13 protein-coding genes are annotated in these 13,343 nt (G+C 41.5%); 2 read left to right on the forward strand and 11 right to left on the reverse strand.

The genetic code is table 11. The annotated features are described in order from the left end of the window. Positions 1-2: 2 nt before the first annotated feature. A complete protein-coding gene (locus tag G5B43_RS16755; RefSeq protein WP_165295954.1) occupies positions 3-1,358 on the reverse strand; it encodes a sensor histidine kinase in 1,356 nt (451 codons plus the stop codon). Then, the gene (locus G5B43_RS16760; protein ID WP_165295955.1) at positions 1,359-2,066 is read right to left on the reverse strand and encodes a response regulator transcription factor; all 708 of its coding nucleotides are present in this window, start codon (positions 2,064-2,066) and stop codon (positions 1,359-1,361) included. A 134-nt stretch (positions 2,067-2,200) separates the two neighbouring features. Here G5B43_RS16760 and G5B43_RS16765 point away from each other — a divergent pair, with 134 nt between their 5' ends. Next, entirely contained in the window at positions 2,201-2,650 is a 450-nt protein-coding gene (locus tag G5B43_RS16765; RefSeq protein ID WP_240904899.1) for a GNAT family N-acetyltransferase, read from the forward strand. Position 2,651: 1 nt separating this feature from the next. Here the strand turns inward: G5B43_RS16765 and G5B43_RS16770 are convergent, their stop codons facing one another. The 7 genes from G5B43_RS16770 to G5B43_RS16800 all read right to left on the reverse strand — a co-directional run bounded on the left by G5B43_RS16770 (position 2,652) and on the right by G5B43_RS16800 (position 11,233). Beyond that, positions 2,652-4,154 carry an acyl-CoA dehydrogenase family protein gene (locus G5B43_RS16770; protein WP_165295956.1) on the reverse strand — a complete coding sequence of 501 codons (1,503 nt, stop codon included), beginning with the start codon at positions 4,152-4,154 and terminating at the stop codon, positions 2,652-2,654. A 143-nt stretch (positions 4,155-4,297) separates the two neighbouring features. Beyond that, a complete protein-coding gene (locus G5B43_RS16775) occupies positions 4,298-5,167 on the reverse strand; it encodes a helix-turn-helix domain-containing protein (RefSeq protein ID WP_165295957.1) in 870 nt (289 codons plus the stop codon). A 9-nt stretch (positions 5,168-5,176) separates the two neighbouring features. Then, positions 5,177-6,385 carry a hypothetical protein gene (locus G5B43_RS16780; RefSeq protein ID WP_165295958.1) on the reverse strand — a complete coding sequence of 403 codons (1,209 nt, stop codon included), beginning with the start codon at positions 6,383-6,385 and terminating at the stop codon, positions 5,177-5,179. A gap of 13 nt (positions 6,386-6,398) precedes the next feature. Continuing rightward, positions 6,399-7,862, reverse strand: coding sequence for a sigma 54-interacting transcriptional regulator (locus G5B43_RS16785; protein WP_165295959.1), 1,464 nt, complete (start codon positions 7,860-7,862; stop codon positions 6,399-6,401). A 67-nt stretch (positions 7,863-7,929) separates the two neighbouring features. Further along, a complete protein-coding gene (locus tag G5B43_RS16790) occupies positions 7,930-9,051 on the reverse strand; it encodes a vWA domain-containing protein (RefSeq protein WP_165295960.1) in 1,122 nt (373 codons plus the stop codon). A 62-nt stretch (positions 9,052-9,113) separates the two neighbouring features. Continuing rightward, positions 9,114-10,733, reverse strand: a complete 1,620-nt coding sequence (locus G5B43_RS16795) for a PAS domain S-box protein (RefSeq protein WP_165295961.1) — start codon at positions 10,731-10,733, stop codon at positions 9,114-9,116. A 143-nt stretch (positions 10,734-10,876) separates the two neighbouring features. Then, entirely contained in the window at positions 10,877-11,233 is a 357-nt protein-coding gene (locus tag G5B43_RS16800) for a PleD family two-component system response regulator (protein WP_165295962.1), read from the reverse strand. 276 nt (positions 11,234-11,509) lie between these two features. Between G5B43_RS16800 and G5B43_RS16805 the strand changes: the two genes are divergently transcribed. Beyond that, the gene (locus G5B43_RS16805; RefSeq protein WP_165295963.1) at positions 11,510-11,926 is read left to right on the forward strand and encodes a hypothetical protein; all 417 of its coding nucleotides are present in this window, start codon (positions 11,510-11,512) and stop codon (positions 11,924-11,926) included. 46 nt (positions 11,927-11,972) lie between these two features. Here the strand turns inward: G5B43_RS16805 and G5B43_RS16810 are convergent, their stop codons facing one another. Together G5B43_RS16810 and G5B43_RS16815 are read right to left on the reverse strand one after the other, a co-directional pair. Then, positions 11,973-12,860 (reverse strand): copper resistance protein NlpE, encoded by an 888-nt coding sequence (locus G5B43_RS16810; RefSeq protein WP_165295964.1) that lies wholly within the window; start codon positions 12,858-12,860, stop codon positions 11,973-11,975. A gap of 43 nt (positions 12,861-12,903) precedes the next feature. After that, the gene (locus G5B43_RS16815) at positions 12,904-13,341 is read right to left on the reverse strand and encodes an adenylyltransferase/cytidyltransferase family protein (protein ID WP_165295965.1); all 438 of its coding nucleotides are present in this window, start codon (positions 13,339-13,341) and stop codon (positions 12,904-12,906) included. Between the last annotated feature and the right edge of the window lie 2 nt (positions 13,342-13,343).

Raw genomic sequence — 13,343 nt, forward strand, 5'->3', positions numbered from 1 at the left:
CATTAAATCGGGGTAAAAGTGGGCAATTCTATCCGCACAGTTGTGCCTTGTCCTAAGGTTGACGTAATCGATAGTTCGCCGTCATGCATCTTGATAATATTCCGTGCTAAAGGCAGTCCAATACCATACCCAGAAACATGTTGTGTATTAGAAGCCCTGAAATATGGATCGTAGATATACGATATTTCCTTTTCTGGAATGCCAATACCCTCGTCCTTAATCAGAATGAGAACGCCATTTTCAAACGCGCCCAACGCTACGTAGGCCGTATGGTTAGACGAATATTTGCAGGCATTGGAAACAACATTGGAAATAGCTAGCTGCAGTAGCGGTGCCAATCCGTTCACCTTGAGCTTCATGCTATCATCGGGAAGCATACTGAAATCTGTTTTTATATGGAATCGCTCATTGATGGCTTTGACCGTCATTTCCGCGTCCATAATGATTTGGTCGATACGAACGGGTTTAAAATTAAGCTTATTGTTTCTCTCGTAGCCTGTTCGGGCAAGCAATAATAATGCACTGGTCTTTTTCTCGAGATTGCCCGCGGCATCGACGATCTTCTGCATCGCCTCTTTATACTGTTCAACTGTTCGATCTTTGGACAGTGCAAGATCGGCAATGCCGATGATGGACGTTAAGGGGGTATTCAGTTCATGCGAAGCATTGCTAATAAAATTTTTTTGCGTTTCAAAAGATGTCTCCACGCGATTAAGCATCCTGTTAAATGTATCTGCAAGCTTACGCAATACGCCTTTGTATTTTACTTCACTGAGACGGAGATATAAATTTTCAGAACCAATTTTTTTTACCTCATCGATCAGTCCATGGATAGGTTTAATAAACGAACGCTTCACTAACAAAGAAACAACAACAACAAACAGCACGCCTAACAAAAGCGCGATAATCAGCAAATTTTGTAGATAGCGCAGATGGTGGTTATAGAAATAATTCTCTGCTGAGACACCAACAATATAATTTTTTCCAGCCTGCTGGTAAAGTTTAGTCGAATAAAACGTATTTCCTTCTTTGAAATTGGCTTCTCCTTGTTTATCTACTCTCTCCCATAAAGCGACATTGAATCCGCTGTTGTGAATTATATTTGCTTTTTCGTCAAATTCGACGATAAATTCGTGTTGGTTGTGTAACTCTTCGAGGTGCCTTAATGACCAATCTTTTTGATTTGACTTCCCATTTAGCATTCGTTCGGTAGCTAAGTCGCGCCGAAAATCCAATCGCTTATAGAAATCAGAAAAAGCGAAATTGGTAATCGAATACATGATAAATGCGCCGAAAGACACCGTATAAATAATTAGAATGGCGATCAGTGCATATAATGTTTTGTTATAACTTCTCATCTAATCTTCTATCTTTAGTACATAGCCCATTCCAATGACGGTGTGAATAGCTTTAACCGGGGAGACTTTTTCTATCTTTTTACGTAAATAGTTTACATATACATCGACAACATTAGATCCAATGTCGAAGTTGATGCCCCATATTTTATCCAGCAGCTCACTTCGCTGAAAAACTTTTTGAGGCGACTGGATAAATAATAGGAGTAAGCGATATTCGGTAGCCGTTAAGTTGAGCTCTTGCCCATCAACATAAGCTACCTTTTTATAATCATCGATTTCGATCAGTTTATAAATATAACGGTGTTTCTCGTTGACTTGCGACTGTTTTGCTATCTCGTGATTTCGACGTATCAATGTGCGTACCCGTGCCTTGAGTTCTATTAACTTAAAAGGTTTGGACAGGTAGTCATCTGCTCCACTGTCTAAACCCAATACAACATTTTCAGGACCACCGAGAGCAGTGACCATCAGAATCGGCAGGTTGATATATCCCAGGTTCCGAAAATTTTTACAAATATCCAATCCATTTGTTTCAGGGAGCAGAACATCAAGAATTACTAAATCTATCTTATTTGTTTGCAGTAGTTGAAGCGCGCGTTCATAATTGGTAGCGTGCAAAACGGAAGCCCCATCTTCTTCCAAACCTTGAATAATGACATCGGCGACATTTTTCTCGTCTTCGATAAGCAATATTATTTTTCCTGTCATAATGCGCTAAGTTAAAATTTTCAAGCTTAAAAGTTTTTATTCTTACGGAGGATAATGCATATCTTCGATTCAACCTTTGTTTATTTGTTACGGTATGCTAATATACTACAATAGACTACAATCTATACACAATCATGATGAGAATTGAATATTTTATTAAAGCATTTACAGAATTAAATACGACGGAACTTTATCAGATACTGAAGCTGCGAAGCGAGGTTTTTGTGGTAGAACAGCGTTGTGCCTACCAGGATATTGATGACAAAGATCAAGATAGTTATCACCTGATGTGCTTTGTAAACGACCGTCTGGCTGGATATACCAGACTTCTCCCGCCGGGTATATCCTATGTCGAGCCCTCTATAGGAAGGGTTGTGATCCATCCCGATTTCAGGGGATTAAGTTTAGGAAAACAACTTATGGAAAATTCCATCGCGGCTTGTACGGAGCTTTTCGAAAGTTCCGCTATCCGTATAGGAGCCCAAACCTATTTAAAAAAATTTTATACCGCGCTCGGCTTTATAGAAACGGGAGCACCTTATGACGAAGACGGAATACCTCATATCGAAATGGTCCGCATTTAGCCTATACGAGAAAAGCAGTCCAATCTGAGTGGGTTTCGTAATCCAACACCGGATTGACATCGTTTTTCGAATGTAAATGTCCATGGGACGCGGCTAAATCTCTACAGATATATTGGCGCGTAATTTCAACCAATTGCGTATTAAATCCGTCCAACATGAGGACAAATTGGAAACTGATAACACGAGCGATCATACTACCGAGCGTTACCAAATCACGCTGTTTCATTACGCCATGAATACGGAAGTCCAGATAAGTCCGAAAGAAGTCCACGCTTATATTCGTGCGGTTGTAGGTGGTTAAAAAGCCTAATACGTTGTCCTCTTTTACTTTACGCATCAGTTTAAGTATACCCTCTGCAATCTGTGCATACAACATTTCATTGGAGCCTTCGAAAACCTGAAATGGCCGGCTATCGACGATCGCTCTACCCGCTACGTGGTCTAACCGAAATCCGTTGGCTCCCGCTAATTGCAGGCTAACCTGTGCCGATTCCTGCATCAGGTCGGTTACCAAAGCCTTTAACGTATTTGCTTCGATACTAAGGGCTGCCAGATTGTGTTCAATGCCACTTTGCCCCACACTAAATGCACACATGCCTGAACAGATGGTGTAGGCGGCTTGAATTTTGGTAATCTGGTGTTTTACGGAGTCAAGGTTTAACAAAGGAACACCACCTACTATTCTTGTCTGGCAGTGTTGCAATGATTCGTCTAAAAGTCTTTTAATGAATCCCATTCCCATGCCAGGAAATTGTAACCTGCTGCGGTGGAGCATATCTAGCATCAATTTGATCCCTGTACTTTCTGCCACCAACTTCTGTTCCGCAGGCACCACAATATCGACTTCATTAATACCATAGGGAATAGCGTATAACCCTAGGTTATTATAGCGATGTACCATTGGAATATGCTGCTCGGGCATATTATTATCCGTAACAAAGAAATCGATGTCCCTAGCGAGGTCACCACTTGCGTTAACCGCGCGGGCGGTTACAAGCCAAAAGTCGGCTGCACCGCTCAGGCCCTGCCAATGCTTTTGCCCTTTGATATAGTAAGTATTATCAACTTGTCGATACGCCGTTTTCATGTTCAGCGCATCGCTTCCATATGCTTTTTCCGTAATCATCAATCCGCCCATAGCATTGTTTTCAATAAACTGCTTAAACACACGCTCCTGGACGGAATAGTTTCCATATTTTGCTAATGGCTCAAGAAATAAAGCGATGTTGATCCCGAACATTAGCGAAAGCGCTAAAGATTCATAAGAGGCCGCTGAAAGAACGGATAGACATTCTTTGACCGAAACGCCTCTTCCGCCATGAGCTGTAGGAATTGCAACGGCCAACGGCTTTTTTTTCATGATCTCCGAAAGAAAATCAGCCGGAAAATCGCGATGAAGGCTCATCGCATTGTAATCAAATTCCTCCCGAAACAAATGCTTCAAGTGTTTCCTGAAAGCACTGATATACGTACTAAAGTCTATTTGTTCTCTTACTGCATTCATGTCCATCCTATTTTTTTAATGTCCGTCGCTGTGGTTGTAGATAAACCGCAGCAACGTTGAAACAAAACTAAGCAGTTAAAAAAAATAAGACTGTCAGTACTGGGACAATATATAGGACAAAACGTGCATACAGACATTTTAAATCACTTGACACTTCTCCTGTAATCGGAGGGTGACATACCCATAATCTTTTTGAAAAGACGTGCAAAATAGGACGGGTCAGCAAAATCTAACTCATAGGCTATGGTTGCTACGCTTTTGTTGGTTTCCAATAACAAAAGCTGACTATAAATAATCGTGACCTCCAAAATGAGTTCTTTTGAGGATTTTTTAAATACGGAGGAGACGCATCGATTCAGATAATTAACCGACACGGCAAGGCGGTCTGCATAAAAATCAACCACTTTATATTTCTTAAAATGAAGATGTACTAACTGTTTGAAAGCGATAGCAATCTCTTGTCGCCGTTCCAACGATCTATTTGCTTCAGACAATTTTATTACCTTCAAAATGACCGTTTTGAAAATACTTTCATACAGTTCTTTGTAAGGCGACGAATGATAGATTTCCTTATATAACAGGCCAAGCAACGTGTCCAGTTCCAAACTATCAGAGACCGTGAGATTAAGTAAAGGAGAAATCGTAAAAATATTCAGGATTTCCTGCTCTCGAAATAGTGATGTCATGGCCTGTTCTTTAATCAAAACGCAGTAGCCCTGTGCCGATTTATCAACTGAGTGAATAGCGGATATATGTCCGTAGTTACAGATCAGCACCGCTGGAGCCTGCACTGTAAATGTGGTGGACTCAATTTGTTGTGTAAAATATCCCTCCGTAATATAAATTAGCAGGTTATAGCCGAAGAAAATAGGAGGAATGGGTATTTTTAGATAAGGTGCAATATCTTTTAGTGAAAATATTTTAATCGGGGTTTGGATGTAGGTTAGATGATTTACGCTGCTCTCCATGAATTTGGAGACAAATTCGTCTGCGTTTATTTGATTCTTTTCCATGACTTTTGCTCATAATTCCTCAGACGTCTTCTTTCGAAAAATCTTAATCATCGAAAAATCGCTAGTTCTGATATTCCACTTGTATTCAAACGCTATAGAGTAACCCTTTGATTGAATAGTATACGTCTCTTCATTATCATTATCTGCACCGCATACATAATGTCGGAAACCGCATATCGCATTTTTTCCGATTTCATTGATATCTTCGTTGAAAGAGAAAATGCTGTTGGTAACTGAAAACAGATAATGAGCGGCTTCATCCGGTCTGATAATACTCGTTTGTAAGACTTCCTTTAACTGTTCTTTTTCGTCAATGGATAAATCTATAAATTCTTCCCAGCCTCCGCCCAGCGTAATACCTTCTGCTAGGTTTTTCAATATTCCTTTTCGTACGCTGGAAAAACGTATCTGATGTTCTCTGTAAAATGCGTTTAGGCGTAGATTGACGGTATCTTGCCACGAATGTGCATATGCTTCGCGTAAGAGGGTAACCGAATATGTGTTCCACCGAACCTTGTTGATATCTTGATAGAGTGCATCTATCTCAAAACGTTGCGTATAAGGGATAAAAGGAAGTTGAAGTTGCAGGTATTCCGGCGTATTTGGCACAGTATACAACAAATCGCTAACTATCATCGTACCGAGATCCAAATCGAACCGTAACGCATAGGCTCTATTGACAGCCCAGATTTGCCATTTGTCATCTTTTAGTTTCGTTGCAAAAACTTGCTGACCAAATGTATAGGGAATACTCGCTTCGGTCATCCCAATTCCAGTAGCTTGATAAATACCCGGCTGTATTAAACCATGTATCAAGTTGCCAATTTCGACAGGTTTATAGCATTGCGATAACGTAACCGTTGTAAATTTCGGATTGCTTAGCATCGTTATCAAATCACGGTTCTGCACGCTGTCGAAAGGTATACCCAGTAAACCTTTCGGCGGCGGTGGAATTTCCTGCAAATATTTTTTACGTAGTTCCTTTGTTGCGCGGGTTGTTTTGTCTGCGACATCCAGAATGGGAGCGAACAAGTCATACTGCTGTTCTGTTGTTAGCGTTGAATCGGATAATTTATCCGTTATTTCCGGAAAAAATCGAAAAAAAGCTTCTTTATTTTTTTCTCTGTGGTTTTCAAGCTTGCGATCATAAATTTGAGAAAAAGATGTGCCCCCAATCAATAGAAAAAGTAAAGTCGCTATTGTTTGCCTACTTAACATATCGATATATTAGCTAGATATTTCTAAGGTATCCTTGAAAATTATCTTGAAACTGGAGTCCACTGCCTACCCTATATTTACTTAGTTTATTGTATAAAGTCAATCCCCAGAGCACGAATTCACTCAGAAAATATATATCTTCCGGTTTTGTCTCTGGTTGGTATTGCTGTATCAATTTACGAATAGGTTCCGCCTGATCCAATGCCTGCCGATAATCTGCATCCGTGAGTTCATCCGGCAATTCGATACCATCCGAATCCGAAAACCACCGTACAATTTCATCGTATGGATATCGTTCGTTTTCCTTTTCAAGTTTCTCTATCTTCGGGAATAATGTGGAAAACAACGTCTTTATGGCACCTTCAATCAGCTGTACGGCTACCAACGCCGCTCCCTCCTGCTCACCTTCGTACACTAACTCGACTTTTCCGGTAATGGCCGGCACGATACCCATAAAATCGCTGAACCGAACCGTCGTCGACGCTTCTCCATTTCGCAACATACGCAGTTCTGCTGTACTCAGCAGGTTCTGAAATGCTGTGATGCTCATGCGCGCACTGACGCCACTTTTCGTATCGATATATTCGCTATTCCGGGCTTCGAAACTGATCTGCTCCAAGATTTCACGCGCTAATTCTGGTACATAGATCTGTTCTTTTTGTCCAGCTTCCAGATCCGCTTCCTGTGCCGTAATTGTTTTGGCCACCGCTACCGACGTAGGGTAATGTGTCAAAATCTGCGATCCTATGCGGTCTTTCAATGGGGTTACGATACTTCCCCGATTGGTGTAGTCCTCCGGATTGGCTGTAAATACAAACTGTACATCCAAAGGCAGGCGTAATTTGAATCCTCGTATTTGTATATCGCCTTCTTGCAATATATTGAAGAGCGCCACTTGAATTCTGGCTTGCAGATCTGGAAGCTCGTTGATTACAAATATGGAGCGGTTGGCCCGAGGTATCATTCCAAAATGGATCACGCGATCGTCGGCATAGCTCAGCCGCAGATTTGCCGCTTTGATAGGGTCAACATCACCGATCAGGTCGGCTACGGTTACATCCGGGGTCGCCAGCTTCTCCGCGAAACGCTCGCTCCTATGAAGCCAGCCAATGGGTGTATCATCCCCTTTTTCACGCAGCAATTCAACAGCATAGCGCGATATGGGATGATGTGGATCATCGTTGATTTCCGATCCATCCACAACGGGGATATATTCATCCAACAAATTGACCATTAGCCTCGCCAATCGGGTCTTCGCCTGACCACGCAGTCCCAGCAAATTAATATTGTGTTTGGAAAGAATAGCCCGTTCCAATTCTGGGATAACAGTATCTTCATAGCCGTGAACGCCTTCAAAAACAGTTTCGCCCTGACGTATCTTCGCTACCAGATTCTGACGTAGTTCTTCTTTTATCGTTTTCGGTGTATAACCTGCGTTTTTTAACTCTCCAAAAGTTCTAATATTCGTGTAATCCATATCTTCTTTTTAAAGACGCGCACGAGCGCGCGAAAAATCGTTATTCTAAATGTCCTTAAACCAATGTTTACCGGATTCTCTTTTTGCGATTTTCTTCATAATCTTCGAAAATCATTTCACCTAGGTCTCCCAATCCGGTATAGTAGGCTTTACCCCGGTTCGACGCAGTAAATTCATCAACAAACTCCTGCAAGTAAGGATCAGCGGTAATCATAAATGTAGTGATAGGTATCCCCAGCTTTCGCGCCTGTGCCGCCACGCTGTAGCATTTGTTGGTAATGAAAGGATCCAAGCCCATGGGATTCTTATAGTACGTACCGTCGGGCATATTCAAGCAGCTGGGTTTACCATCCGTAATCATAAATATTTGTTTATTGGCATGTCTCTTCCGCCTGAGTAAATCCATAGCTAGCTGTACGCCGGCGACGGTGTTGGTATGGAATGGACCGACTTGCAGATACGGCAAATCTTTGATCGCAATAGGCCAGGCGTCGTTGCCAAAGACAATAACATCTAGTGAATCTTTAGGATAGCGCGTAAGGATAAGCTCTGATAAAGCCATGGCTACTTTCTTTGCCGGCGTAATACGGTCTTCCCCATATAAAATCATACTGTGGCTGATATCAATCATCAGCACCGTACTCATCTGTGATTTGAACTGCGTATCCTCTACAACTAGATCATTCTCCGACAGACTGAAATCCCCTATTCCATGATTGATCTGCGCATTTTTCAAACTCTCAGTCATGGATATTTTTTCTAAACTATCCCCGTATTGATAGTCCCGAAAATCTCCGGTATTCTCATCACTACGCCCTTGGTAACTGGTTTTATGATTCCCAGACTTACCTTTGCGCATCTTGCCAAAAATCTGATCCAATGCATTCTGTCGGAGGGCTTTTTCCATCTTCGAAGTGAGGCCGGCACCCGCTTTCCCACCGAAACCGATACGTTCTACAATATATCCCTTGTTCTTCAAATCCTCCACAAAATCATCTATGGTATATTCTGGGGTGGTCAATTTGAACTCTTTATCCAGTTCCCGCAACCAGTCGATGGCTTCGTCAAAATCACCGGAAGTATGGGTGATAAGCTCCTTGAAAATATCAAATAACTTATCAAAAGGCGTCTGAAAGGGTTCCTCGTATTGCCTAAACACAAAACCTTTGTTTCTCTCCGCTTTCTTCATACCATAAATTTACGATATAATTATCGTTGTCACGTCTTTAAAAAGTAAGAATATGAAACTTATCAAATGTTGTCACCCTGAAATTCATCCATAAAAAAGAAAAATGTAGAACCTCTTTCTTTTTCGCTTTCGACATGAATCGTCGAGCCGTGTTCTTGGAGGATTTTGGAAACGAGAAAAAGACCGATCCCAAATCCGGATATATTTTTACTAGCCTCATCATTCGCCCTGTAGAAGCGCTGGAATAATTTCCGCTGCTCAGCCTTACTGATACCGATTCCTTGATCTTGGACAAAAAGCTTTAGCTTTCCGTTGTTCCTTTCAAATCCCACTATTACCTCGCCACCGGCCGGTGAGTATTTTGTAGCGTTACTGACTAAATTGCTCAATACTTGTCCAATTTTGTCGCGATCGGCTTTGACTTTTACAAACGGATCGCCTATCACTTTTATAGTGTGCCGGACATCGAGTAAAGCAGCATCCTCCACAATCTCGTTTATCAGTGTAGAGAGTTCGAATGTATCCATACGGAGATGGATCTTTCCTTCTTCTAACTGTGTTAGGCTTAAAAAGTCGCCTATCATCGCGATCAACTTTTTTGTTTGTACCTCGATTTTTTCCACCGTTTTTAATGCGACTGTGCGACTATTTCTGAAGTTTTTGGCCGTCACTTGTGCGTACAAAAGAATCGAAGTTAACGGCGTTTTAAGTTCATGGCTTACTATCGATATAAAATCGTTTTTACGACGTTCTTCTTGTTTTTTGTCGGTGATGTCTCGAACAATCTTGGATATGCCTATAATATCTCCTCTTTTATTCCGTATAGGAGAGACGGTTAACGATACATCTAGCAAATTACCGCTACTTGTAAGGCGTCTGGTTTCAAAATGCTCTACAGTTTCTCCTTTTCGTAGCTTGTTTAAGATATAGTTTTCCTCGTCCAGCCTATCTTCGGGAATTATTTTTATTATAGAATTTCCGATCATTTCCTCTGCCGTGTATCCGAACATGTGTTCGGCCGCTGTGTTCCAAGTCATCACATCGCCATGCAACGACTTACTGATAATGGCATCGTAAGAGGTCTTCACGATGGCTGCTAACTGTGCTCCTTTTTCTTCCTCTCCTTTTGTGTCAGTAATGTCCGCGACTGTACCTACCGCCCGATAAGGTGTCTGATATGCGTCGAAGTAAATCGCCCCATAAAATTTTATATGCCTCTGCTGGTTATCATCGACATTCCGGATGGCACATTCAAACTCAAAACGGTGATGGTTCTCATTGTTACTGCATTGCTGCACCAGCTGTTCTAAATCTGTAATATCTTCAGGAGAACAACGCTCCAAGATATCTCCTATGTAAAAACGGTTCTCCTTAACACCTAGCGTTCTTTTAGCGTCCTCGCAAAGGTGAATACATTTTTCGTCGAATTTCCAGTCCCAAATACCGAGCTTGGCGGCGGTTACGGCCAGTCTCAGCCGTTCTGAACTTTTTTCTAAAAGTGTAAATTGATCGCTTTTCTCTTTTTTATGATGCTCTGTTACTGCCGTATCTTCGGTGACACATTCCGTATGCTTTAGTCTTGCTTTTATAAAACTCGTCCAGCCGGCCACCTTGTTCCGAAGGTATCGGTTTTGTTCCTCAATCTCGCGCGATCTTCCTATGGATTCTTTATCTCCTTCCATGAATATAAAACAAGGTTGCGACCTGAAAAGTTTTACACAGGCTTCTCTCCATCCCTCCATATTGTCGAATTGAGGAAGGTTTAGTCCCTGGGTTCTTCGACCAATAGGTTTTGAAACATCTTAATCATTTGCTAGCCATACCGCTAGCTATCTTGAACCAATGATAATATCGCTTCCATATCGAATGGTTTGGGGAGAAACACATCAGCTCCTGCGTCCTTAGCAATTTCCTCGCCGTCGTAGCTAGCGGATATGCATATAATATACATATCTTGCAGGTCATCATTATTACGCGCTTCACGCATCAACTGATGTCCACTGACTTCAGGCATCCACAGATCCACAATCAAGATATCAGGTTTTTCCCTGATTATTCTTTCAAATGCATGTGCACTACGTTGTTCCGCAATTATTTCTGCATCGGCAGACTCTAATATCAATTTTAATACCTCTAAAATCCCACTATCGTCATCACAAATAAAAACTTTCTTCTTGTACATTACTCTTTTGTTAACGGCAATTGTTTAACCAATATCTAGGAAATCAGCAGTCGACAATTGCCAAACTTAACTCGATTCTAAAAACTCTGGCAAGTGAACGAACGAAAATTCTAAATAGTTGTACCAATATATCAAGACGCGTATTAATCTTGAAGAGCACGTATCTTTTCCACGCGCTGTCAACGTTAACTAACATGTGGTGTATCGGCGTAAACGACGAAATAAGCAATTTTTCGGCACTACTATTGTAAGTACTATGAACAAAACCAGATACAGATGAAATATTTTATATTATGTGCTATCGCACTAGTTTCGTGTATGGGTAGCGGGAACCGGAAAGGCGACGAAACATCCTATTGTTTTATTCGAACGGACGGCACTGACCAACAGGACACAACGACGGTTAGATTCACGATAGGCGCCGATAAGCTGGAAGGCGAAATGAATTGGATACCGAAAGAGAAAGACAGTCGTAAAGGCGTGTTAGTTGGAACCATCGCCGGCGACGAAATTACGGCAATATGGCGCTATATGCAAGAAGGCATGGAAGATTCGATAGAGGTAGCGTTTAAGTTTTCGCCCAATCAATTAGCCCAAAAGCCACTAAAGGTTAATACCAATACCGGTGTACAGGAGACTGATGATGATGCAGATTACACCTTGATATACACACCTGTTGGTTGTGACGATTAGTAGGATTAAAACTGATTTCCGCAATTAATAACTTGGAGTAAAAACGTCACTCTTTTTTAGTATAAACGTATCGGTGTGCATCTTTACCCTCGATTATCTCGTCGTCTTTGTCTAATTGGAAGAGCTTATCCTCTCCTATTTGCAACTTTAAATCAGTGTCCGTACCTCTAAGATGGATAATCGATGCATTTTCAATCAATTTATAACGGCCGTTATCTTCTAGTTTTTCGTTTTTCCCCAGATATTCACTGCGCATTCGAAACGTTTGGTCGTTGTTGATAACGATGGTCTGATGGATACTCTCGCAATCCTCACAAGGAAGCGTAGCTTCATAAGTACCTTCAAACTCAGATGGATTTACGGACACATCCGTTGTGGACTCATCATTTTGTGCAGCAGAATTCCCTGCCTGTCCCTGTTGTTCTGTAGGCGTACCTGTAGCACCCTCCTGACCATTATCTCGAGATTCCGATAAGTCAACGCAGGAGGTGAACAGAAAACATAGGAAAAGAAGATAGGCTATCCCTGTTCTTAACTGTTTTTTTGATAACATGACCATCAGCACTGCCTTTGAAATAGCAGATAATAATGTTTGTACAGAACAATATTTAGAAACAAGAAATTGCCGCAGCGTCACGCCCCGCTCCCTGTCCCGGCTTTTTTCGCAATCGTCGCAGATCAGCAAAAAACTACTTTCGGGAAAAATAAGTTTTAAATCTTCTAAACCAAACGGCGACTGGTTGTGCGCTCCTTCGTAATCAACCAGGAGAATGTCCGGCTGACCGTATTGTGTTTGACACGTCTTCACGTCCTCACTCAACAACGTATCCCATAAAATCGTTATATTGGAAGTACCCTCCTGCTCCAACAATAATCTATATGCAACCCGCAACCGCCTATTATTGCTTACGATGCCTACTGTTATCCTGTTCATATCTCTGTATTTAAAAATTTTAGTATTCTTAATTACAGACCAACTAGTTAATTGTTTTAACCAGCTGCTCTTTCGTAAGTTCTTTCTCCGTCACCACCTTTCGTAGCCTATCACTTGTAAACCGATGCTTACGTTTTGTATAATATAATTCGATCCCCTCTTGTAAACAATAATCTTTTCCCGGAAAATGGGATGGCATACCTTCTACAAACCGGATATCGATTGGAAGGGACTGCAACATATCCATTAGTTCTTCGTCCGAACCATATGGGATGATTTCATCTACGTATCGACAACCTTCCAGTTTAATGAAACGCTCTACGACGGTTTGTGCCGGATGCGAACTGCTTTCATCTCGCTCCTGGGTATCGGTTTTCAACCCAACAATTAGATGGTCGCAGTGCCGCTTTGCCTCCTCCAACATGACGAGATGACCTAGATGTAAAAGATCAAATTCGCCAAAAATAATTCCTACCTTCATAT

This window comes from Sphingobacterium sp. SGR-19 (assembly GCF_011043555.1).
Taxonomy (GTDB): Bacteria; Bacteroidota; Bacteroidia; order Sphingobacteriales; family Sphingobacteriaceae; genus Sphingobacterium.

Excerpts from the sequence above, each read along its gene's own strand:
- G5B43_RS16810 (WP_165295964.1), bottom strand. The coding sequence starts at position 12,860 with ATGAACAGGATAACAGTAGGCATCGTAAGCAATAATAGGCGGTTGCGG.
- G5B43_RS16765 (WP_240904899.1), top strand. The coding sequence starts at position 2,201 with ATGATGAGAATTGAATATTTTATTAAAGCATTTACAGAATTAAATACG.
- G5B43_RS16815 (WP_165295965.1), bottom strand. The coding sequence starts at position 13,341 with ATGAAGGTAGGAATTATTTTTGGCGAATTTGATCTTTTACATCTAGGT.
- G5B43_RS16780 (WP_165295958.1), bottom strand. The coding sequence starts at position 6,385 with ATGTTAAGTAGGCAAACAATAGCGACTTTACTTTTTCTATTGATTGGG.
- G5B43_RS16755 (WP_165295954.1), bottom strand. The coding sequence starts at position 1,358 with ATGAGAAGTTATAACAAAACATTATATGCACTGATCGCCATTCTAATT.
- G5B43_RS16805 (WP_165295963.1), top strand. The coding sequence starts at position 11,510 with ATGAAATATTTTATATTATGTGCTATCGCACTAGTTTCGTGTATGGGT.
- G5B43_RS16800 (WP_165295962.1), bottom strand. The coding sequence starts at position 11,233 with ATGTACAAGAAGAAAGTTTTTATTTGTGATGACGATAGTGGGATTTTA.
- G5B43_RS16775 (WP_165295957.1), bottom strand. The coding sequence starts at position 5,167 with ATGGAAAAGAATCAAATAAACGCAGACGAATTTGTCTCCAAATTCATG.
- G5B43_RS16770 (WP_165295956.1), bottom strand. The coding sequence starts at position 4,154 with ATGAATGCAGTAAGAGAACAAATAGACTTTAGTACGTATATCAGTGCT.
- G5B43_RS16760 (WP_165295955.1), bottom strand. The coding sequence starts at position 2,066 with ATGACAGGAAAAATAATATTGCTTATCGAAGACGAGAAAAATGTCGCC.
- G5B43_RS16785 (WP_165295959.1), bottom strand. The coding sequence starts at position 7,862 with ATGGATTACACGAATATTAGAACTTTTGGAGAGTTAAAAAACGCAGGT.
- G5B43_RS16790 (WP_165295960.1), bottom strand. The coding sequence starts at position 9,051 with ATGAAGAAAGCGGAGAGAAACAAAGGTTTTGTGTTTAGGCAATACGAG.
- G5B43_RS16795 (WP_165295961.1), bottom strand. The coding sequence starts at position 10,733 with ATGGAAGGAGATAAAGAATCCATAGGAAGATCGCGCGAGATTGAGGAA.